The sequence below is a fragment of the Myxococcales bacterium genome (genome assembly GCA_022563535.1).
In the GTDB taxonomy this organism is placed as follows: domain Bacteria; phylum Myxococcota_A; class UBA9160; order UBA9160; family UBA4427; genus DUBZ01.
Genome location: JADFNE010000037.1, coordinates 19,964 through 41,812, shown reverse-complemented (window position 1 = coordinate 41,812; position 21,849 = coordinate 19,964). Strand labels below are relative to the sequence as shown.

Genomic DNA, 21,849 nt, shown 5'->3' with positions numbered 1-21,849 from the left:
TGGCTAGGTTCGTTGCCGGAGTTTTTGAAGCGCGATCTGACACGAGTTCAACGCCTGCGAAGAGACCGAATGAACGAACATCGCCGATGCACTCATAACTCTCGGCCAGACCCTCCAGGCGATCCTTTAGATAGCGTCCGGTTTCCAGGGAGTTTCGCAACAGGCCGTCACGCTCGAAGGTGTCCAATACGGCCAGGCCGACTTTCGCAGATACGGGATTGCCGCCAAAGGTGTTGAAGTAATGATCGCGCTCCATAAACGCGTCCAGGAGTTCGTGTTGCATGATCGTCGCGGCCAGGGGATGGCCATTGCCGATCGGTTTGCCCAGCGTTACGATTTCAGGCTCAGCGCCATGAACTTCGAAGCCCCACATCGCCTGGCCGAGCCGACCGAAACCCGCCTGCACCTCATCGGCGATCAACACGCCACCGGCAGCCCTGATCTTGGCCGACGCTCCAGTGACAAGCCCTTGCGGCGGCAGAAACATGCCATCGCTGGTGAAAGCGCAATCCAGCAATAGCGCCGCCGGCTTGACGCCACGGCCGCGCATGCGCTCGAGTGCGAGATCGACTTCGTCCAGGTAGTCCTGCACCCACTCGGAACTATTCTTTCGTGCCGTTCGCCGATACGTATCGGGCGAGGGTATGGTCTCCACCCAATCTTCGAACGTTTCTTTCCCGGAGTCACCGGGAGAAAGCTCGGCGATCGTCGTTGTATTGCCGTGATAGGCGCAACGTGTAACGATGACTCCCTCGTTGCCGGTGTAGGCACGCGCGACTCGTATTGCAAGTTCATTTGCCTCACTACCCGTGCAGCTGAACATAGCCCGATCCAGGTTCGCAGGGAATAGCGACAACAGCCGGTCGGCATATTCGACGACAGCGTTGTTCAAATAGCGCGTGTGCGTATTCAGCGTCGCTGCCTGGCGACTCAGCGCATTGACGACAGCGGGGTGACAATGCCCCACCAGCGGTACATTGTTATAAGCGTCGAGATACGCTTCGCCGGCCCGGTCATAAAGCCATACGCCGTCACCACGTACGAGATTAACGGGGCGATCGTAGAACAATTCGAATGTTGAACCGAAAACCAACTCGCGGCGATTTCTTAACTCCTCATCACTTTGTTGGTTCGCCGAATCGTCCGCAGAGTCAACCAGCCCACAAGCCTCGCGAAGGCGCCGCGCAAATTCGTGTGTCGGAGCCTCGGACAGTACCTTCAGCCCCTTAGTCGCCGCGCCTGTATCACCGAGAATGTAATCGCGATTTTCCGGATAGCGGCTGACGCGCCACGCAGCGATCGTCAGCATCGTAACCAGTCGTGCCATTATAAGGTCGGGGAGCAGGTCGAGTTCTTCGCGTTCCAGGGCCGTGATGCTGTTGTAGGCTTGCACAAACTCGATGACGTCGTTGAGCGGATCATCGCCCATTGACAATTGGTAGGCCGCCGCAACCGCCACATCACAAATCAAGGGCCCGTAAAGGGTGTCGCCAAAATCGCCTATACCACTGATTCGGCGCGGCGAATCGTCGTTAACGTATACGTTGCCCCCGTGCAGGTCGTTGTAAATAACCTGGCATCGCAGCCCCGCCAGTTTTGGCAGGGTGTTCTCCGCGAAACGGCTAACAAACGTGGTGCAGACCTCGCGCGTACCGGCATCTTCGATGTCGGCGATCCAGGGCGTCAGCTCTGCAAGATTTTGTATGTCCCAGAGCAAGGGCTTGCGTGCAGCAGGATGAAATAAACCGCGCAATGCCCGGCCCAGGGTGGCCAATTCCACGCCCATTTGCTTGCGCAAGCCAGGTGTCGATTCAACGTCATCCACGCATTCTCCGGTTAGCCACGTAAGACATCGCACAAGATAATTCACGCCCTTGAAAGGATGAATGACGACATTCTCGTTGCCCGTCGATGCAACAATTCGCGGTACGGGAATAGTGGGCGCCACCGTGCGGATGTGCTCCAGCACAGCGTTTTCGAAATCAATCGCGGCTGGATCTTCCTCTGCGTTGGCGATTTTCAAAACGTATTGTGTACCGTCGGCTGTGTGCAGGCGAAAATTTTGATCGCGTTCGCTGTCTAACGATGCGGCCTGCGCTTTGATGCCAAAGCTGCGCAGCGCGATTCGCTCTGCGGCGCCGGATGTGAATCGTGGTGGATCGGACTCGAGGGTTCGTATTACTGAAATTTGAGGATTCGTACTCGGATTTGCCACAGACGTTCACTCCCTGATCGCAAAACAAAAGTTTGGACCTTCGGTAATCCGCGGATACTAGGCTAATTCATAGAGACGCAGCAACTCGTCGCGCCGCCGTTTCGGCCGGCTCGACGCGTCTGGCAATGATCAGCAAGGCGGCGGTGAGCATGCCAAAGGCCGCGGTCATCCAGCGTATGCAACTCATGAGCATGTCGAAAAGTCCCTCGATCCCGTAGTCGTCCGTGTAAGACTGTGGGTCGTCGTACCATGGCAGGAAAAAGACGGCGATGATTCCGACTGCCGTCAGGATTCCGAACATCCACGCCATTCTCTTTGTATCGCCGATTCCCAGTCCGGTCTTTGGATTGCCCGGATGGCGCACAGGATCGATCTTCGTCAAGCCACCGTATTTTCTCCTGAAGATGAAATACGCGACTGGCCCGCTCACCATGGCAAGCATGCCTCCCACGAAGTAATCGGTTCCATTGATGAACAGTGCAACGAAAGCGATGCTGATCGGTGGGACGCACATGGCGATGAAACCCTTGGTCCCGAACGGAACCTTAAAGGGTCTTTCGAGGTCTGGCTCCTTGATACGCAAGATGCAGGCGGAGATGAAGATCAGCACGTAGGCGGCCATGAAGAGCATCACGTCCACGACCACGATTACTTCGAACGGAAACATGCAGACGACGAGACTGAACGCCCCCAGAGACAAGACTGCGATGTAGGGAACGCCGCGCTCTTTGCTGCACTTGACGAGCGCTCTCGGTGCCAAATTATCTTGAGCGAGGGCGAAAAACCCCCTGGAGCCGGACGCAATATAGGTATTGAAGATGGAAAACTGTGCGATCACCGCCACGAACACAAATAGGATCCCGAGAGCGGGAACGTGATTCGCTACGACATCGCTGTAGGACAGGCCGCCTTCCGAAGCCCATTCACTCCAGGATCCAAGAGAGGCGAGCCCGCCCATGGTGGGCAGGATGTACACCGCCATGATCAAGGGAACCGTGATCATGGTGGCCTTCGGAATCACCTGGGGATCTTCGATTTCGCCCGCCATGGTCGACATGGACTCATAGCCGGAGTACACCCAGATGCCGATCGCAATCCCGGCCCCGATGCTCTGCAGCAGAGTCTGACCCGGTGGAATGAAGGGCTCAAAGGGATTGCTCTGCCAGTTCGCGAAACCGAAGGCAGCGACCATCGCAAAGGCGATCATGACGACAATGGAGATGGCCGTGCTCACCGCCCCGACGTCCTTGATGCCTCGAATATTGATGTAGGTGAAAAGGACGATGACCGACGCCTTGAAGAGATATTCCTCGATCGGTGTAAGGTCGATGACGCTGGCGGTATACGATCCTGCAAGCACGACGTAGATCGTATTGTCGAAATAGATGGAGATGGTCCGCCACCAGCCGGCCTGAAAGCCCCAGAATTCACCGCAGGCGCGCTGTACCCACTTGTAGAATCCTCCCTCTTGAGGGATTGCGGACCCTAGCTCCGAGGCCACCAGCCCCATCGGAGTGCTCCACACGAAAGGAAGCACAATCAACATGACGAGCGTCAGACCAGGCCCCGCCTGAGGGATCATTTCTTCGATCCCGTAGGCGCCGGCGGCACAAAGACAAAAGATCATGAAGACAACGGTGGACGTCGTCATCCGGTGCTTCTTCAACCCTGCCTGCGCAGGATCGATCATGGTTCCCGCTACATTCGAATCCATCATCCGGGGGACTATACCGACCTCTCCTCTCCGGGGTATCCTACGGCGCGAGTTCAACCCCCAGGCGCAACGATTCCGTTTCATCTGGCGACCCACAACAAGGAATTCTAGGAATACGCACCATGTCGATACGCAAGGATGTGATCATCGTCGGAGCCGGAGTCATCGGCTGCTCAATTGCCTATCACTTAGGCCGTCGGGGGATCTCTGCATGCATCGTCGATCGTGAATCCATCGCCGTTCGTGCATCGGGCAAGGCCTGGGCAATGTTTGTCTACGCGCCGGCGATGTTCGCTTGGGAGACATGCGTCACGACGCCCTCCGAAGCACTCGAAGGCGGCCCCCTGGACACCGCGTTGACAGTGCCCGGCGAGAGCGTCGAGCATTGGCTCTATCTCCACTCCGCGTCCAATGATCGCATGCCGGAGTTCGCAATCGAGTTGAAGGAGCGCGGCGGGATTGACATCGAGTACTGCGAAACGCCCTGCACAAACCTGTTGACCCAGCAGGCACTCGAGGAAGCGGGGGGGCCACAGGAACTGCTCCGCCCCATGCGAGAAGTGGGCGGCGTCGAATCCACCTGGATCGACGCAGCTGCGCTGCGAGAGCAGTTTCCTTCGTTGAACCCGGACTACGTGGGCGGCATCAGCTATCCCGCTGGACAGGTGGAGCCCTACAAGTTCACCCTCGCCATGGCCCAGGCTGCGGAAAAACTGGGCACCGAAATCGTGCGGGGAGAGGTGGTGGGCTTCGCGACCGAGGGCGACAAGATTACTGGCGTCCGACTCGCATCGGGAAACGAACTGCAAGCCGATGCAGTGGTGCTCGCCACTGGCCCGTGGATTGGAGAAGGGAGCGCCCTGCTCGGCTGCGAGATTGCCTGCCGCCCCGTCTTCACCGAGTGTCTGCGTGCAAAGATGCCGATCGACCTGCCGCTCCATATCCTCTCAGCCGGGGATTACTGGATCCTCCCCAAGAAAAACGGCGAGGTGATTCTTGCCAAGTACGGTTCGGACGATTTCATCGATCGTCCCAATCTCGACGCCAGCCTGAGCGACGAAGTAAAGCTGCAGACCCTGGAAGGTGTCGCGCGGATCTTGCCCGCGCTCGAGGACGCCACGATCGTCGAACATCGGGGCGATCTGCTCGCCATGGCGCCAACGCCTCCCTACCAGAAGCCCGTGATGGGCCGACTCCCAGAATGGCAAAACGGCTACGTGGCGACGCGCTTCGGAGGGGACGGTGTCTGCATGAGCCCCGCGACCGGTGAACTGATGGCCGAACTCATCGACACGGGAAGGGTGCCGCTGCGCGCCCGGCAAATGTTCGAGGTGCTCGCCCCCGGCGCCGCTCGCAAGTAGGCGCCAACATCCGAGAGGATACGTGTTTGAGGCTCAGTGCTACGCTCGCTGGGTCAGAGGGCGTCACCGGAGATCCTCCATGGACAACACCCAAAAGCTCACGCTCACGAAAGAACAGCTCCAAACCTACCAGCGCGACGGTCTGCTCCACCTGCCACATTTCTTCGACCCGCTGGAATTGGAACCGCTCCGGCGCGCCACACGTGAAGACCCCACGATCAACGGCTCGCTCTATGGCATGGTGGATCACGCGGACGAGCCTCATCCGATTTGCATCTGGACTGAGCTCGCGGATGACATCATTGGCATGATTCCCCGCATGGCTCGGATGGTAGAGGCTACCGAGTCGCTATTGGGCGACGCCTGTTATCACTGGCATTCGAAGATCACGATCAAGCCGGCGCGGTCTCGTGCACACGTGGACTGGCACCAGGATTTTGCCAGCTGGTATGACGATGGCGTTCCGTATCCCAATATGCTCACTGTCGCCCTTGCGCTGGAGCCCGCAACCAAAGCCAACGGCTGCACGCAGTTCATCCCCGGCTCGCACCTCATGGGGCGCATCGACCACCGGACAGGCGATAACGGATTCGAAAGCTTTGAGCCGAGGCTAGCGGCGGCGAAGGAAACCCTTGGCGTGGTGCAGATCGAACTCGATGTCGGCGATGCCGTGTTCTTCCACTGCAACCTGTTCCACGGTTCCGGCGCGAACGAGACAGACTCCCCTCGCCCTCTTCTCTTCTCTTCCTACAATGCTGTTTCCAACGCACCCATCCCCGCGGCTCAGGGCCCGAACGAAGAAGGCGCGTTCATGAACATATCGCCGGCCGAACGGGCGTATGTACCGCTCAAGAAATTGAGCGACAACGTGCTCCGCAAAAAGCTGTTCACGTCCGCCTTTCACGACACGCCCTTCAAAAAGCCGATCCTGGATCTGGGCGGCACCTTCAGTCCGGCAGTCGAACTCTAGCCGCGGAGCTCACCGACACTGCGCCACTAACGATCGGTGTCGATCACCGGAGAGGCGTCGCGCTCGATTCGCCTCCAGTCGATTGCGAATAAATCCTATAACGGCTTGGCTCTCAACTTGCGGTGCTGGTAGCCAGGCCACCGAATCGCCTTGGCTGACAGTTTCAGATCGCAGATGAGCGATCCGTTCAGGACACCGAAAGCGCGGTACGGCCCGCGGCCACTGGGCTGTCCCAAGAACCCGGCCCATGGAAAATCTTCCAAGGGGAGCTGGATCTCGCCGAGATCTGCGTCCCTCCGAACGTAAATTCCGAGCCCTCTCACGATTCCTGCTCCGTCTGCGACCAGGATATGTTCGATTGGCGTTTCGCGTTTGTGATCGATGGCCCAGCCTGTTACCCGCAGCACCGGATCATCACGCGTGAGCGTCAGCTGCGTCCAACTAACGCCACCCGTGCAACGGTCATCGTCGGCCAGTTCGAAGTCGTCGGCTATGGAACTGCCAACCCATGAAGCGCGATGCTCTCCGAAGAAACTTCGACGATCTCGCCGCAGCCGTTCGACGATCCGGTAGGTGCGGTCAGGCAGCGGTCGGATCGAGTTTTTCGACATCGGGTCCCAGCGAATCCCGAGCAGATGCATTGTGCTTATGTATGCATTGTAAGACTTGTGCGCAGCTTGAGCGCCACGCTGCGCGCGAAACTCTGGGAGGAGAAGAACCGACAGCCCGACAAATAGCACTATGCCGAAAAGAGACGGCCAGCCTGGTCGAAAGTTCGGACGCCGACGCAAGGAGGGAATCGCGAAAACGAGACCAATTCAAAAAAGAGTCGACCAGGTTGAATAGCGAAGGGCCATCGAGGGGTAATTCGGCCAGTTGAGGCGGTTGAGCCCGACCATGAACCCTCCGGCCAGCGCGATACTCGGCAGTCCGACTGCGAACACATGAAGTGGTGTCATTTTGTCGCGACGAATCACCAAGTACAAAACCAAGGTGACGTACCCGGCAAATCCGATGGCGCCGGCGAATCGTGCAAAATTGTACGCATCGGCTTTTGGAGCACCGGCGAAAAGGGTTGCCGCGGGCGCTCCGACGTAGGCGATTGCAAACTCGAAGAGTCTGCCAGGAACGTTCGAAAGTTTCCAAAGATAGGCGTCTTTGGGCGCTTTGAAACCCGAGTCCTCGAGCCCCGTCATGTACACCACGAGCACAACTGCAGCGCAGACCCAAAGCGCAGCAATCGCACGCGCCGACAACGGGATGAGCAGGCTCACGGTAAACAGGCCAGCCCAGCACGCAAAGCCGATTCCCGAACTGAAGCTCGCCCCGATCGCCGCGGCAACTGCGGTGAGTAGCGGGAGCGTCCCAGGTATTCCGTTGTCGAGCTTGCGACGAGCGGCAGTTCCCAATGCGGCTACAGACACGACAGCGAACATGGCCGATAGGAGCGTTCCTTGATGCATCCCCCACCCGAGGTCGTGTCTCGAGACGGCCCAGAAAAACAAGAAGCACGCGAAGGCCACGGCGGTCCAGGCGAGCGGGTCAAGCGACAAGTCTCGAAAGCGCGGTGCTCGCGCGAGTATTGCGACCGCGACACCCGTCCAAAGCAAAGAAGCCAACACGAGCAGGTGCATGTGGCCGCCAAAGATCGTGTAATCGAAATACATCAATGACAGCGTGACGGGGACCCGGTGGCCGACCTGGTCTGTAAGTATCCACTCCAGGGTCGGTGATGAGAACATGCCGTCGAGAAGGCGCCAGTCGTCCCTGGTGGGAATCGTATAGTGAGTGTCGATCGCGACCCACACGACGTGAATTGCAAACAGAACGACTAGTACAACGTATAGAGTGGAAAGTACACGCGTTGCCGTCTCGACAGGTGGCCTGGGCACGCCTTCTCCCGGTACCGGCTGCGGATTTGACATGCATGAAAGTATGGACCATGCCTTCTGCGGGCACAATCGAGCTTGAATTCGAATCTACGAAGCGATCCGGCAGCATGGTAGAGTTGTCGCAAGGACATCCCAACATGCTAAAGCCTTCTTTGCGAACCCTGCTCACGGTGTTCCTCATCGTGAACTTCGGCGCGGATGTTCAGGCATCGGATCACGGAGGCACGCGTCTCAGCGGCAAGGCGTTTGCAAGTCGTAGCCCCGTGCTGGCGCGCAACGGCATGGCGGCAACCAGCCACCCGCTCGCATCCGCGGTCGCGGTCGATATTTTAAAACGCGGCGGTAGCGCGGTAGATGCAGCAATCGCCGCAAATGCAATGCTGTCCCTGGTAGAACCCTTTGCTTGTGGAATCGGCGGCGACCTCTTCGCCATCGTCTTTAGCCCCGACACAAAATCCCTGCACGGACTCAACGCCAGCGGCAGATCACCGCAAGGGTTGAGCACCCAGAAATTGCGTGAGTTGACCGCCTCGACGGGCAAGATCCCGCTTCGTGGCCCCCTCACCGTTTCGGTTCCGGGTGCAGTCGATGGCTGGTTTCGGCTGCATGAACGTTTCGGGATACTTCCCATGAAGGAACTGCTTGCGCCGGCGATCCGCTACGCGCGCGAGGGGGTTCCAATTACAGAAGTCGACGCCCTGCAGTGGGAATGGGGAATTGAAGGACTCGAAGAGCCCTCGGCGCCCGAAGGAAGGTTTTCGAATTTCAAGCAGACCTTCCTCAGCGCTGGGCAGCCACCCGAGGTGGGAGAAATATTTCGCAATCCCGATCTTGCAGCGACCTACGAGAGCATCGCGACAAAAGGCCGCAATGCCTTCTACACGGGAGAGCTTGCAATATCCATCGCCACCGCGGTTCAAGCTGCGGGTGGCTTTTTGAGTGTCGAGGATCTCGCCGCCCATCAGGGGAATTGGGTGAAACCGGTCAGCGTAAATTATCGCGGGTACGAGGTTTACGAACTCCCACCTCCCACCCAGGGGATTGCTGCGCTTCAGATGCTCAAGATCCTCGAACACTTCGACCTGGCAGGGATGGGACGAGACAGCGCTGACTTCTGGCACGTCCTCATCGAGGCCAAAAAACTCGCCTACGAAGACCGCGCTCGTTATTACGCCGACCCCGCGTTTCAAAAGACTCCGGTGGAAGCCTTGCTCTCAGACGCCTACGCGCGGGAGCGAAGCAAACGGATCCAGATGAAAACCGCAGCCCCCGCGGTGGAGGCCGGCTCCCCTCCAGAAAAAGGCGATACCACCTACATCGCGACCGCGGACGCAGCTGGAATGATGGTGTCCTTGATTCAAAGTAATTTCTGGGAATTCGGAAGCTGGGTGGTACCGAAGGGAGCAGGCTTCGTATTGCAAAACCGCGGATCGTCTTTTTCGCTCGAGGATGGTCACGCCAACGTCTACGCCCCGGGCAAGCGCCCGTTCCACACCATCATCCCCGCCTTTGTGATGCGGGACGGCCAACCGGTGATGAGTTTCGGCGTAATGGGCGGCGCATTACAACCCCAGGCCCACGTCCAAATTCTGATCAATCAGATTGATTTCGGGATGAATGTTCAAGAGGCCGGCGACGCCGCCCGGCTGATCCATTCCGGCAGCTCGCAACCCAACGGCAAAGCTGCAGACGGCAGCGGCACCGTTGAGCTGGAAGCCGGAATCCCCCGGGCAGTGGCCGACGAACTCGAGCGACGCGGTCACCGGGTAAGCAACGAAACCCGCCCCTACGTGGGCGGCTATCAGGCCATCTGGCGCGACCCGAAAACCGGCGTCTACCACGGCGCCTCAGAGATGCGCTTCGATGGTCAGGCCGTCGGCTACTGATTGCAACTTGCTGAGGCGGGATTTCGAGGACAGGTCACTACGCCAATGGTGGCGAATAGAATCAGCGATCCGCCACTCCCCTTTTCTTCTCTTAGCTTCCCCATCTTTCTCGCAACCGAGTCGACAACCACAACGCACCTTGTACTGCAGGGATGATCAAAAAAATGTCAAATGGCGTACGGAGCCGAGTGAAGCCAAAGAGCAAGGCTGCCGCGCAGCTGAAGAAGATCAAAATTCCGGCACAGAACACGGTGCCTCGATTCCACAATACCGGAACGCAGAACGCGAATCCGGCGAGCAGGGTAACCGGAATATAAAATACCCTCAATATGCTCGCCTTCAATTCGTAGTTGGGATTCAGCTTCCCATATCTGTCGAATTTAGGATTGAGGTTCCAGCTCCACATCCTGAACAAGCGCAGTGGCACCATTGCAATGAATTCGTCTGGATGTTCGATTACCCAATCGACCCCTTTGCTTCGATGCAAATTCTCCAAGTAGACCGTAAATCTTGGAGACCTTGGCTGATAGCGTGACTCAGCGAGCTTCCAAAGCTTGAGCCCAGGATCCAATTCCATGCCGTCAACACTGAGATTGTCCGCCAAGCGTTTGTAGATGTGTGAGTTGTTCCCAGCATGGAATTCCATGGTTCCATGCGTCGCCACCATGAAGTGATCGGTCAGCTGCCAAATCCGAATGCACCATGGCGTGACAAGTACCAGTGTAATAGAACAGGCCAACGCAACATTCCGCACGCGATTCTGCCAGCCTTGCCAACCCTCTGCCCACATCGTTGCCAGAAAAAACACAGCAATAGCCGGCAAAACAACTAGGGTTGTGTTCCGAGTCAAGAAACAAAGCGCAAGGCAAGATCCAGCGCCCAGCGCCGCGCGCACGTTGTTGTGTTCCTGTAGTGTGAGCCATGAACAAACCGTCAAGATCAGCACACTCGCAAACAGTTGCGTATCTGCGATCGCGACTGACTGGCTCGCGAGGTAGGGGTGCGTGAAGAAGAGCGCCGCGGTAAGGAGTGCGTGTGGGCGGTGAGTTCCGCACAATACGCACAATCGATAAACCGCCCAGGCACCAACCGCTGCAACCCCAATCTGCACCAACAGGTAGGAAAGCCACGGTGCTCCCGGGAGCCATTGGGAAAATGCGACCACGACCGGATAAACGGGCTCTTCGGTCACATTTGGGTGTATTCCGTCGATCGAATAGAAACCGTTTTCCAGCAGGTTGTTCGCAATTCCCGTCGCTTGCCCGAAACGGTTTCCTATCAGCCCGAAGGTTTCACGGATGCGGTGTCCGTAAAACAGGCGAAACGCCAGCCCTGCGGCGAAGATCAGCAACGCACCCATGGTGATCAAGCGCTGCTCGAAGGGCGTACCTTTCGGGAGCGGAACCGGTGAATGAAGCTGCGACAGCCAGCGCCCCCACCTACCCTGCCCACGGCTGCTCGCCTCGCTCATGACTGTTTGCCGCGACTGGAATGAAACGAGGCGGATATCAAGGCGAAGAACTCCTCGCTGGTTGAGCTTTCCATGATGATGCGCGAGACCTGTTTTCGCCGCCAGGGAGAGAAACCATCGACAGCTTAACGTTGCAACTGTAGGCGATCAAGATCGGGGGAGATCGTGCTAGCTGTATTCGGGGCCACTCCCCGTCATAGCGGCTACGCTTTGTGCGAATCAGTTGCCCTCCTCGAGCGTTCGCTCGAGCGACGCGGGATGGAGCGAATGGATTTTCCGACAGGTTTTCATTGGGGGGCGGCGACTGCCTCCTACCAGATCGAAGGCGCCTGGAACGAGGATGGCAAGGGCGTATCGATCTGGGATCACTTCACCCACACACCCGGCAAGATCAAGAACGGCGATACCGGGAACGTGGCATGCGACTCGTACCATCGTTTTGAGGAGGACATCGCACTCCTCAGAGAGATGAATCTCACCAGCTATCGATTCTCGATTTCCTGGACCAGGATTCAGCCCACCGGCTCCGGCCCGCCCAATGCCAACGGCGTCGACTACTACCGCCGCCTGGTCGACGCCCTGCTCGAAGCCGGCATTCGCCCCTTCCCCACGCTCTATCACTGGGACCTGCCCCTCCCCCTCGAGCAGGCTGGGGGTTGGCCGGCACGAGACACCGCGGGCCGCTTCACCGATTATGCGGAACACGTCGTGGGTGCTCTGGGCGATCGGGTTTCGGATTGGATCATCTTCAATGAGCCCGGGATCTTCACCGTGATGGGCTACCTCGCGGGTATTCATGCTCCCGGCCGCCGCAGCCTCGACGACACCCTGCGCGCAAGCCACGTCGTCAATCTCGCGCAGGCCGATGCCTTTCGCGCCATGAAGGCCACCTGTCCAACGGCCAATATCGGAACCTCGCTCAGCATGTCGCCCACCGGACCCGCCGGCGACGACGAACGCGACGTGGCCGCCGCCGAGCGCTGGCATGCCTTCACCAATTACTGGTACCTCACGCCCGCCCTCGAGGGCCACTACCCCAACGCCTTTCCCGAGGGCCTGCCGATTGAGCGAATGGGAATCGAGCGGGATGACATGGATCGGTTGCGCACCCCCCTCGACTTCGTCGGCATCAATCTCTACATGCGGACATTGGTCGCCCATCAACCCGGTGGCCCGATCGGGATCGATGCCGCGCCGGATCTCGGCCTCGGCGGTCGCGAGGTCCCACGCACCGACTTTGGTTGGGAAGTCTGGCCCGATGCGCTCTACGACATGGTGAAACGTGTCAGTGCCGATTATCCAGAGCTTCCAATGGAGATCACGGAGAACGGCTGCTCGTACGACGACGCCCCCAATGATTCGGGCGTGATTTGCGACGATCGCCGCATCGAATTCTACCGTGGCTATCTCGACGCCCTCGGCCGTGCGATCGCCGAAGGGGCCGATGTGCGGGGCTATCACGCCTGGAGCCTGCTCGACAACTTCGAGTGGAGCGAGGGCTATGACCAGCGTTTTGGCTTGACCTGGGTTGATTTCGAGAGCGGCGAGCGAACCCTGAAGCAGTCGGGCCATTGGTACGCAGAAGTCGCGGCGAACAACCGAGTGAAGTAGCTCTTAGCTCAGGGCCTCTAACAGCAAACCCTCGCCGTTTTCCTCTGTTGCGAGCAAACGGTCAATCTCCAAATTTCCTGTGTCCCTCGCTAGTCTCCGTACCCGAGGACACGCAGCGCCTCGACCTTCTGCGGATCGAGCAGAACATCGAGATCGCGGTGTACGCGCGAAAGAATCTCGTCCACGTAGCCGATCCCGCTGTCGTAGAGGGCGCGACCGTAATCTTCACCGGTCGGCTCGCGATAGAAGCCAGCGTGCTTTTTGCAGGGATCGTGAACGTCGTTGATATGGATGTAGAGGAAGAACGGTTCCGGGCCGCGCTTGATGTCGGCCTGCCAGCTCGAGAGTTCTTTGTAGAGTTCCTCTCCATTGGCCCAACGAAAGGGCTTCCGGGTGCGGCCCGCCTTGCGGGCTTCCTCGACACTGAGTGAGCGACCCTCTAGTAGCTTGAAGCGATCGAAGCCGATACTCGAACCGATATTGGGGTTCGCCGCGATACCAAAGGTGCGATAACCGAGATCGCGAAAGAGTTCAGGGAGCGTCGCGATCGACTCCGGCAAGCGGTTGATCTGGAGCTTCATGACCCCGGCCGCTTCGTCCAGCACGACCCGCTTGTGATGGGCCACGACGCCGATATGCACACCGTGTCGCAGGGGGTGCAGCGCCGTAAAGAGTGACGCGGTCGAAGGCGCGGTCCAGGTAGAGGTCGAGACCGCATGGCTGAAGACCACGGAGCGCTCGGCGAGCGACGCGAGATAGGGTGCCGTTTCGCGATGATGGCCGTTGAAACCGAGGTGATCCGGACGAAGCGTATCGATCAAGATGACGACGATGTTCTGTTGGGCCGGGGCCTTCTGCTCCACGCGCGCTTCCCGAGGAGCCCCCTCGCCGATTATCTCTTCCGCGGGATCCGATCCACAGGCCCAGAACATTGATGCGATCAAGACGAATCGGAGGATCGCCCCACCCCTCTCGCAATGAACACGCCCTCGGCATCCGCAATTCGGTATCACCCCTATTTCTGACGCCGTGGTTCTTCCCCGTTTCGCACGGTCGATTGATGGTAGTGCATAACTACTTCATGGCGTCCACCGTGATAGAACCTACGTACGCCGGGTTTCGCCTCGGGACGAATGCGCCAATGCGGCTCAGGTAGTTGGAAATCTCTGTGTCGAGGGCCAGCACCCGATCTGGATGTCGGCTGGCCAGATTCACCCTCTCGCCGATGTCCGCTTCGAGATCATACAGTTCGAAGCGATCGCGCTGGTCATCCCCATCGTGATGAAAGCGGATCAATTTCCATTTTCCGCGCCGCATCGAAGTTGCCGGTACGGTCCCGGCTTTCAGAAAATAGTGGGGGACGAAACAAGGAAGCTGGGCACGCGGATCGCTCTGGGACAAGAATGCAGGAACCTGCGACACACCATCCAGAATGTGTCCTTTTGGTTTGACCAGGTTGAGCATCTCGAGCAGAGTGGGATACCAGTCCGTACTGCTCAGCAATGCATCGCTCTTGCTGCCGGGCGCTACATGTCCGGGCCAGATCACAACTGCCGGAACCCGGATTCCGCCTTCGTAGATCTCTCCCTTACCGCCCCGCAGCGGTGCGTTGCTCGTCGCCGGAACGTTGTGGATTCGGTCATAGGTACTCCCACCATTGTCCGAGTAGAACACGACGATCGTTTGCTCTGCGAGTTCGAGTCGATCCAGGGCATCGAGTAATGTCCCGACCGCCTCATCGAAGCTCTGAACCATCGCTGCATAGATCGGACTCCGTTGGGCATTGACCGAATGAACTTTCTTGACGTATTTGTCGACCAGGATCGCCTTGGCGTCAAACGGTCCATGGGTCGAGTACGCCCAATAGTTGATAAAGAATGGCCGGTTCTTGTGTTTCTCCATGAACGCCACGGCCTCTTGGGCCAGTCGATCTTCGATGTGTTCACCCGGAATATTGGGTTCGAAGTCCAACTCCTCCGGAAATTGCCAAGGTGCCGTATACGAACCCGCGGGTCCGGGGCCGGACCAGTGGGGAATGTCGACATCGAAGCCCTGCTCAAGAGGGCTGTAGGGCTCATGGCCGAGATGCCACTTCCCGAAGTGTCCAGTGGCGTAACCCGCACTCTGAAGTACTTCGGCCAGCGTTTCCACTTCGAGGCCAAGCCGGGTTGCCGCGACCGGGGTACTGGCCTTCCTCGATTTTAATTTGGGCCGGTCCGCAATCTCTTCCGGTGTGCGAAATCTGGACTTCGTGATCGCTCGCTCAATATGCCCGCCCGCTGCTGTTATCCCGAGACGGCCGGGTGCCTGCCCAGTCAAGATGCTGGCACGGGTCGCGGAGCAGACGGGGCTCGCCGAGTATGCATTGCGGAAGACCATGCCTCGGCTCGCGAGACGTCTGATGTTCGGCGTCTCGTAGAACCAGGTCGTTCCGTAGAGAGTGGTATCGCTGTAACCAAGATCATCGGCCAGGATGAACAAGACGTTTAATTGCGCAGGGGGGGCGGAGGCGACGGGGGACTGCGCTTGGGCGAACTGGATGGGAATCCAAAGGAGTGCAAATGCTATGACGGTGCAGTGTACAGCGCGCATATTACCAGCCTCGGCGCCGATGGTACGATTGCCGTCAGGCAGGTGCAACGTGGAACTTCTCGCGATCATGAGAGTGATCCCCGTCTTCGGGGCCCGGCTGGTGCGGCCCCGCAACGGCGGGCTTTTCCCAGCGATGTCTGCTTTCCTCCCAATAGCAGAAGCCGTATGCAACGCCTCTCCATGGCCCATATTAGACATCTCAAACTTGGTCATGACGCGGGATGTTGATTGGTGGCGCAGTAACGCAATCCATGGAAATGAAGGAGAGGGTCGATGGGGATCAATCGCGAGCTTGCCCTCGAGCAATGCCAGCCCGAGAAGGAATTGGCGTTCAGCATCGAAGAGTTTCAAAATCGTCTTCAGCGCATTCGTGCGCGAATGGAAAGCGATGGCATTGATGTCTTGTGGCTCATGGCTCCCGAGAGCCTTTACTACGTGAGCGGCTACAAATGCATCTGGTATCAGGCGCAGGGCCCCAAGCAATGGCCGGCCACAAGCGGAATTGCGATTCACAAGGAGCGTGACGACTTCATCCTCTTCGACACGCCCAGCGAAGCCATCATGTCCCGCTTTGTGACGTGCGCGAAGGATGTCCGGATATTCCCGCTGGGGGGGCGTCGCGATGGCATTTCATTCATCATCGACGAACTGAAATCTCAGGGTTGGCTGTCCTCTGGCACGGTCGGAATGGAGTTTCACAGCTACCGGCCCAATCCTGTAATCAGCCAACGCTTCCGGGATGCTTTCGAGAGCAGCGGTATGAGTGTGGCCGACGGTAGCGATATCCTGCGCGATGTTCGTTGGATCAAATCGGAAGCCGAGATCGCGTGTATCGAAAAGGCCGCTGAAATCACCGATATCGGTTTGCAGGCCGCGAAGAATGCAATCCGACCGGGTGTCACCGAACTCGATGTCTACGGCGAGATCGCCTACGCCATGGCGCAGGCGGGCGGCGAGAACCCGGGAATTACGTTGCCGGTGAATTCAGGGCTGAAAGCCAATTGCGGCCATTCGCTTGCCAGTCGCAAAGTCATCAAGGCTGGCGAACAAGTCAATGTCGACATCAGTGGCGTGTTCAATCGCTATCACGGCAACGCCGGACGATCTTTTCATGTCGGCGAGCCCGCCAAGGACGTAATGGAATATCACCGGCTGTCCGCGGGTGTTTTCGATGTGATCGCCGAGATCATGCGTCCCAACCTGCCGATTTCGGAACTCGTGACCAGGACCCGGGCCTATTACGAGGAGGTTGGCATCTGGTCCGATGCTGGTTGGGTCGGCGGTTACGAGCTTGGTCTCGCCTTTCCGCCCGATTGGGTTGGCAATTATGTCTACGAGATGACGGACACCGAGACGGACAAGATTCTAGAACCGGGGACGGTCGTCAATTTCGAGAGCCAGTTCTACTCGCCCCGCATGTCGGGAATTACCTATTACATCGATACACTGTTGTTCAAGGCGGATACTGCGTATCTGCCGCTAAAGTCGCCGCTGGATCTCATTGTCGTGGGCGATTAGCGGCGTGAGTCCGTCGTTCCAGCAACGTAGAAACAAAGTCGAAAAAGGGATGCCCGATGTATGAAATCGATCCATCGAGAACGGATCTCGCCCTAGAGTTTCGAGGTAATCCGGGCGGACCTTTTAGCCCGGAACTTGCACTCGTCGTGAATCGATTGCGAGTCATGCCCATGGCCGATCGTCACATTCTGGTTTGCACCCAGCGCGGTTGTGAATGGACCCTGGCAAAAATGCCAACAGAGCGCGGAGCCACGGTGGAACTCTTCGAAGACCGTGTTTTTACCGACTACGATGAAGGGGTTTGGGAAGTTTTCAGACTGCGCTGGGAAACAGTGACGGGGGAGAGCCTGACATGAACGGTTTTCCAATGGCCCGGCTGGTGAGTGTATGAAGAAAATTTTGGGATACTCGAAAACCTGGGGCATCGCACCGGGCGAGACGCTCGACGTCAAGGTGAGCACATACGGGCCCAAGCGCTATCACGCCGATCTCATCCGGGTCATTTGCGGCGATGACGACCCCAGGCATGATATTTATCGTGAAGAAGAGATCGAGGCAGCCTTCAGTGGTGAATATCCTGGACGGTTGCAGCCCATCGACGCGGGTTCTTATGCGGTGGTGCCCAATGCACCGGAACTCTCCGCCCTCGAAAGTTTCACAGTTCAGGCGTGGATATGGCCGACGACACCCCATAAGGGAGAGCAAGCTCTGATTACCCGCTGGCAGGAGGATCCGGCTCTCGGGTTTGCTCTATTCATCGATGAAGCTGGTGCGCTTGCGATCAAGCTAGGGGATGGTTGCGGCAAGAAGGTTGAAATCAGCACCGGCGAGCCATTGGCCATGCGGCGCTGGTATCTGGTGAGCGGATCGTATGATGCGCTGAAGGGCGAACTCAACGTCTGCCAGGAACCCATCAATGTCGACCATGAAAATCACATCGTTGCCAGTACAACGAGTTCAGTGGATCTGGGCGCTTGTGTCGAGTCGAATTTACCGCTCATGTTTGCGGCCTTGCCCGCGACGTTATCGACGGGGAAGCCAGGATCGAAATGTCATTACAATGGCAAGATCGACCGGCCGCGTTTGACTGCAGGAGTACTGTCTTCGGCGGAACGTTCAGCGATGGCCGAGGACGCCCAACCCCATGAACAAAACAACCGAGTGATTGGAGCTTGGGATTTCTCACGCGATATTGGCGGTGGCGCACTCACCGATGTGGGTCCCAACGGGCTTCACGGAAATACGGTCAATCTGCCTTCACGCGGTTGCAAAGGTTACAACTGGAGCGGTAAAGAGCAGAACTGGCGACATGCACCGCAGGAATATGGCGCCATTCATTTCCACGACGATGACCTTTATGACGCCGGGTGGGACACAGATTTCGAGTACACCGTACCCGATGATCTGCCAAGTGGTGTGTATGCGGTGCGTCTCAAAGCCGAAGACGACGAATCGTACGTGACCTTCTTCGTGCGACCCCCTCGAGGTACCACTACCTCGAAACTCGCCTTCTTGGCTTCGACAGTCACCTACATGGCGTATGCGAATTATCACTGGCTATTCCATGAACGCTTTTGCGAGGTTACAGAGGCTGGTTGGACCACATTGGAGAAAGGCGACGTCTTTCTGCAGGAGCACAACGAGTTCGGTTTATCGACCTACGACACTCATTCCGACGGAAGCGGCGTGCGCTATGCGTCGAGGTTGCGTCCCGTGCTCAATATGTCACCCAAGACACACCTGTGGGGTTTCAATGCCGATACCCACATCATGGGTTGGCTGGAAAATCAAGGCATTGAATACGATGTGATCACCGATGAGGACCTTCACGAGGAAGGTGCCGCGTTGCTGGATGGATACCAGGCCGTGCTGACGGGCACCCATCCCGAATATTACACCACACCCATGTGGGACGGGATGCGGGCGTATCTCGCACGAGAGGGTCGCCTGGTCTATCTCGGCGGCAATGGATTCATCTGGCGCTGCGCTCTTTCATCCGACATGCCCGGCATGCTCGAGCTGCGCCGGCCGGAAGACGGCATTCGATACCGCGACGAGGAACCCGGTGAATACTATCTGGAGTTCACCGGAGAGTACGGTGGCTTGTGGCGACGCCTCGGTATGGCACCCCAGGCTTTGGTTGGCGTAGGCACGGTCGCCGTCGGATTTGATGCTTCCGGTTATTACAAGCGTAAGGAAGCGAGCTTCGATCCTCGGGTCCGCTTCATGTTCGAGGGCATCGGTGAGGACGAAGTGATCGGCAACTTTGGCATTGGCGGCGATGGTGCCAGCGGTGGAGAAATTGATGCGACAAACACCATGCTGGGAACCCCCTCGCATACTCTGGTGGTTGCCAGTTCCGAAGGCCATTCGCAAAACACCTATCTGGTGCCCGACGAAACAGGCTTTCACCACAGCGCCATGGACGGCATTCAGAACCCGGACATTCGGGCTGATATGACGTTTTTTGAAACGCCCGGAGGCGGTGCCGTGTTCTCTGTCGGATCGATCGCCTGGAGCGCGAGCCTCTCCCATCACAAATACGACAACAACGTATCGAGAATTACGGAGAACGTGGTTCGACGTTTCCTGAAAGACGATCCCTTTTCCATGCCCGACTGATGTGATCTCAGCCCCACCAAATTTCAGGGTTCGTCGTTCAACACCTGAGTTGCCAAGAACTCTGTGATCTCCACGGCTGCAAGTCGGGCACCCCGTGGCGAATGATGGCAATGATCGTAGTAGAGCGCTCCCTTGGCACGACGCTGCGAGGGAAGAAGATCTAGCAACGGTACGTCCAGAGATTTTGCGATCTTGGCGAGCTGTTGCTGGGGCCAGTCGTTGGAAAACTCGGACAGCACCTGGTAGCGGACGGGAAACGCAACGATGGCCAACTGAAAGCCGTGCTCGTCCGAGAGTCGCTTCAACTCTTCGAAGAGCGGCACCATTGAGGTCCACGCTGCGTCCGACCAGGCGCCTCCCCAATCGCGAGCATTCTTGAGAATCAATGCATCAAAGGCTCGCGGGTTTATGCGCCAGTTTCCAGGGGCGGGATTCAGTTGACGCGCGAGATCCTCCCGCACCTGCGCGATGAATCTCGACTTCTTCTCCTTGGACGATTTCGCGTTCTGGCTGTGGATCCGTGCAACGTGCTGAACCACCCTGCTCCAAGCGATGGCCTTGGGAATTCTCGCGACAAATATTCCCGGCGACTCGTGAAAGTCATTGAGATAAAATGCCAGCACCACGACATCGGGCTCGACGGAGATTCCCGTTTCCTTGAGAATCGCAAGTTCGTTGCCCAGGCTGATCGTACCCACCCCTGCATTGATGGTGTTCCAGGAGTGACCCTTCGCCGCACCCAAAACCCGGGTCAGGTGCACGAAAGTTTCTTCTTCGGGCAAGTAGTTGGCGAAGGTGATCGAGTCTCCTAGAAAGAGAATCCGCGTGCCTTCCCGCGCATCGATCTCCGGCCCGCGATAGCCCAGTGAATTGGTTCGTATATCGATGGTAAGACCGCTGAGCCGCTCGTTCTTCAAGACCGCGTGGGTCTGGGGCCGTAGCCGCAAGCCCGAGCGAGTTCGCTGGTAAAGCCCCCCTCGGTCTGGAACGCCTTCGAGTTCAAGAGAAATGGGTTCCGTGCTCTTGGGGATGACTCGCGCCGCGACGCGCACTTCGGGTACCGGGTCCAGAAAGAGTCGCGAGAGGCCTTCGAGTAGAACCAAGACGATCAGCACGAAGCTGACGGTCGAAACCAGGCCGGATACAAGAGAGCCGGCGTGCGACTTCTTTGAAGGGGAATCCGGCGCCGTCATCAAAAACCTCGGAAGCAGTATCACGACTTCCGAGGTGAATTCAAGCACTTTCTGTCGGCGCGCCCTCAGTCAGTTCGCTTGTGTGTGATCCGCCGCCCCAGACTCAGCACTAGCATGCCGGCGCCTAGCATGGCGCCCGTTCCTGGTTCTGGCACTGGAGTATAGGTGTAGGTCGTGACGAGAGTTCCCTCTAAACGGGGCTCTTGATAGAACAGCGCAAGGATCCCTCGGATGTCAACACGTGCCTGGAAGTTGACTTCAAGAGTTCCCGTGCCAATGAACAGGTAGGCGTCGTCGGTGAAGATCGTTTCGATGGTGTTATTCAACATCCAATTCAAGCTGCAAGTGGGATCGCACTCATCTTGGGAATCGTTCACGGTGTAACGACTGCTGTATATGCTCGGGCCATTGTAGATCGCGAAGTCCATATCCAAATAGAGATATGTTTTGTTGGGTATGTAACCCTCCCGCCCATCTGTCCCCGCAGTCACATCGGCAAAAAAAATCGCTTCCACCGATACGCTCGTCAATTTACCGAGCTCGCTGTCGAATTGCGGCACTTCAGATATGCCAAACCAAGTTTCGTCTGTGTAGCATTGGCCGTGCGATGAACTACCGGGGTCAAAGATACAATCGGAATATGAATCGGTTCGGAACATGCTCGGCTGATACGCCGCAAATGTCGCGGAATGCTGAATGGTCGCCGAAAAAGCGAGCGAGGGAGCGATCGACAGCATCACCACAAAACCGATCAGAGCCACTCGAGTCAAATGATTCACATAGAAGAGTGGTGATCTGAGCCGA

16 protein-coding genes are annotated in these 21,849 nt (G+C 57.8%); 7 read left to right on the top strand and 9 right to left on the bottom strand.

Features of this window, described 5'->3' with window-relative positions; translation table 11 throughout:
• Together IH881_12630 and IH881_12625 are read right to left on the bottom strand one after the other, a co-directional pair.
• On the bottom strand, nucleotides 1-2,215 hold a 2,215-nt coding region (locus IH881_12630), incomplete at its 3' end, for an aminotransferase class III-fold pyridoxal phosphate-dependent enzyme (protein MCH7868532.1).
• A gap of 67 nt (nucleotides 2,216-2,282) precedes the next feature.
• Complete coding sequence (locus tag IH881_12625; GenBank protein MCH7868531.1) at nucleotides 2,283-3,866, bottom strand: APC family permease; 1,584 nt, start codon at nucleotides 3,864-3,866, stop codon at nucleotides 2,283-2,285.
• Nucleotides 3,867-4,051: 185 nt separating this feature from the next.
• Here IH881_12625 and IH881_12620 point away from each other — a divergent pair, with 185 nt between their 5' ends.
• Complete coding sequence (locus IH881_12620) at nucleotides 4,052-5,290, top strand: FAD-binding oxidoreductase (GenBank protein MCH7868530.1); 1,239 nt, start codon at nucleotides 4,052-4,054, stop codon at nucleotides 5,288-5,290.
• A 79-nt stretch (nucleotides 5,291-5,369) separates the two neighbouring features.
• Entirely contained in the window at nucleotides 5,370-6,260 is an 891-nt protein-coding gene (locus IH881_12615) for a phytanoyl-CoA dioxygenase family protein (GenBank protein MCH7868529.1), read from the top strand.
• A gap of 95 nt (nucleotides 6,261-6,355) precedes the next feature.
• On the opposite strand, the gene IH881_12610 is transcribed toward IH881_12615, so the two are convergent.
• Together IH881_12610 and IH881_12605 are read right to left on the bottom strand one after the other, a co-directional pair.
• Nucleotides 6,356-6,871 carry a hypothetical protein gene (locus tag IH881_12610; protein ID MCH7868528.1) on the bottom strand — a complete coding sequence of 172 codons (516 nt, stop codon included), beginning with the start codon at nucleotides 6,869-6,871 and terminating at the stop codon, nucleotides 6,356-6,358.
• A gap of 207 nt (nucleotides 6,872-7,078) precedes the next feature.
• Nucleotides 7,079-8,152 (bottom strand): hypothetical protein, encoded by a 1,074-nt coding sequence (locus IH881_12605; protein MCH7868527.1) that lies wholly within the window; start codon nucleotides 8,150-8,152, stop codon nucleotides 7,079-7,081.
• 137 nt (nucleotides 8,153-8,289) lie between these two features.
• Here IH881_12605 and ggt point away from each other — a divergent pair, with 137 nt between their 5' ends.
• A complete protein-coding gene (gene ggt / locus IH881_12600) occupies nucleotides 8,290-10,038 on the top strand; it encodes a gamma-glutamyltransferase (GenBank protein MCH7868526.1) in 1,749 nt (582 codons plus the stop codon).
• Between the two features lie 91 nt (nucleotides 10,039-10,129).
• On the opposite strand, the gene IH881_12595 is transcribed toward ggt, so the two are convergent.
• On the bottom strand, nucleotides 10,130-11,509 hold the full coding sequence (locus IH881_12595) for a glycosyltransferase family 39 protein (protein ID MCH7868525.1): 1,380 nt from the start codon (nucleotides 11,507-11,509) through the stop codon (nucleotides 10,130-10,132).
• A gap of 258 nt (nucleotides 11,510-11,767) precedes the next feature.
• Here IH881_12595 and IH881_12590 point away from each other — a divergent pair, with 258 nt between their 5' ends.
• Nucleotides 11,768-13,120 (top strand): beta-glucosidase, encoded by a 1,353-nt coding sequence (locus IH881_12590; GenBank protein MCH7868524.1) that lies wholly within the window; start codon nucleotides 11,768-11,770, stop codon nucleotides 13,118-13,120.
• 89 nt (nucleotides 13,121-13,209) lie between these two features.
• Here the strand turns inward: IH881_12590 and IH881_12585 are convergent, their stop codons facing one another.
• Nucleotides 13,210-13,983 (bottom strand): sulfatase-like hydrolase/transferase, encoded by a 774-nt coding sequence (locus IH881_12585; protein ID MCH7868523.1) that lies wholly within the window; start codon nucleotides 13,981-13,983, stop codon nucleotides 13,210-13,212.
• 211 nt (nucleotides 13,984-14,194) lie between these two features.
• Nucleotides 14,195-15,712, bottom strand: coding sequence for a sulfatase (locus IH881_12580; GenBank protein MCH7868522.1), 1,518 nt, complete (start codon nucleotides 15,710-15,712; stop codon nucleotides 14,195-14,197).
• Nucleotides 15,713-15,985: 273 nt separating this feature from the next.
• Between IH881_12580 and IH881_12575 the strand changes: the two genes are divergently transcribed.
• The 3 genes from IH881_12575 to IH881_12565 all read left to right on the top strand — a co-directional run bounded on the left by IH881_12575 (nucleotide 15,986) and on the right by IH881_12565 (nucleotide 19,852).
• On the top strand, nucleotides 15,986-17,230 hold the full coding sequence (locus IH881_12575; protein MCH7868521.1) for an aminopeptidase P family protein: 1,245 nt from the start codon (nucleotides 15,986-15,988) through the stop codon (nucleotides 17,228-17,230).
• 146 nt (nucleotides 17,231-17,376) lie between these two features.
• Nucleotides 17,377-17,586 (top strand): hypothetical protein, encoded by a 210-nt coding sequence (locus IH881_12570; GenBank protein MCH7868520.1) that lies wholly within the window; start codon nucleotides 17,377-17,379, stop codon nucleotides 17,584-17,586.
• Nucleotides 17,587-17,617: 31 nt separating this feature from the next.
• Nucleotides 17,618-19,852 carry a N,N-dimethylformamidase gene (locus tag IH881_12565; GenBank protein MCH7868519.1) on the top strand — a complete coding sequence of 745 codons (2,235 nt, stop codon included), beginning with the start codon at nucleotides 17,618-17,620 and terminating at the stop codon, nucleotides 19,850-19,852.
• Nucleotides 19,853-19,875: 23 nt separating this feature from the next.
• On the opposite strand, the gene IH881_12560 is transcribed toward IH881_12565, so the two are convergent.
• Both IH881_12560 and IH881_12555 read right to left on the bottom strand, forming a co-directional pair.
• Nucleotides 19,876-21,045 (bottom strand): SGNH/GDSL hydrolase family protein, encoded by a 1,170-nt coding sequence (locus IH881_12560; protein MCH7868518.1) that lies wholly within the window; start codon nucleotides 21,043-21,045, stop codon nucleotides 19,876-19,878.
• A 65-nt stretch (nucleotides 21,046-21,110) separates the two neighbouring features.
• Entirely contained in the window at nucleotides 21,111-21,806 is a 696-nt protein-coding gene (locus IH881_12555) for a PEP-CTERM sorting domain-containing protein (protein MCH7868517.1), read from the bottom strand.
• Between the last annotated feature and the right edge of the window lie 43 nt (nucleotides 21,807-21,849).

Excerpts from the sequence above, each read along its gene's own strand:
- IH881_12575 (MCH7868521.1), top strand. The coding sequence starts at position 15,986 with ATGGGGATCAATCGCGAGCTTGCCCTCGAGCAATGCCAGCCCGAGAAG.
- IH881_12625 (MCH7868531.1), bottom strand. The coding sequence starts at position 3,866 with ATGACGACGTCCACCGTTGTCTTCATGATCTTTTGTCTTTGTGCCGCC.
- IH881_12560 (MCH7868518.1), bottom strand. The coding sequence starts at position 21,045 with ATGACGGCGCCGGATTCCCCTTCAAAGAAGTCGCACGCCGGCTCTCTT.
- IH881_12590 (MCH7868524.1), top strand. The coding sequence starts at position 11,768 with ATGGAGCGAATGGATTTTCCGACAGGTTTTCATTGGGGGGCGGCGACT.
- IH881_12620 (MCH7868530.1), top strand. The coding sequence starts at position 4,052 with ATGTCGATACGCAAGGATGTGATCATCGTCGGAGCCGGAGTCATCGGC.
- IH881_12595 (MCH7868525.1), bottom strand. The coding sequence starts at position 11,509 with ATGAGCGAGGCGAGCAGCCGTGGGCAGGGTAGGTGGGGGCGCTGGCTG.
- IH881_12580 (MCH7868522.1), bottom strand. The coding sequence starts at position 15,712 with ATGCGCGCTGTACACTGCACCGTCATAGCATTTGCACTCCTTTGGATT.
- IH881_12565 (MCH7868519.1), top strand. The coding sequence starts at position 17,618 with ATGAAGAAAATTTTGGGATACTCGAAAACCTGGGGCATCGCACCGGGC.
- ggt (MCH7868526.1), top strand. The coding sequence starts at position 8,290 with ATGCTAAAGCCTTCTTTGCGAACCCTGCTCACGGTGTTCCTCATCGTG.
- IH881_12610 (MCH7868528.1), bottom strand. The coding sequence starts at position 6,871 with ATGTCGAAAAACTCGATCCGACCGCTGCCTGACCGCACCTACCGGATC.
- IH881_12615 (MCH7868529.1), top strand. The coding sequence starts at position 5,370 with ATGGACAACACCCAAAAGCTCACGCTCACGAAAGAACAGCTCCAAACC.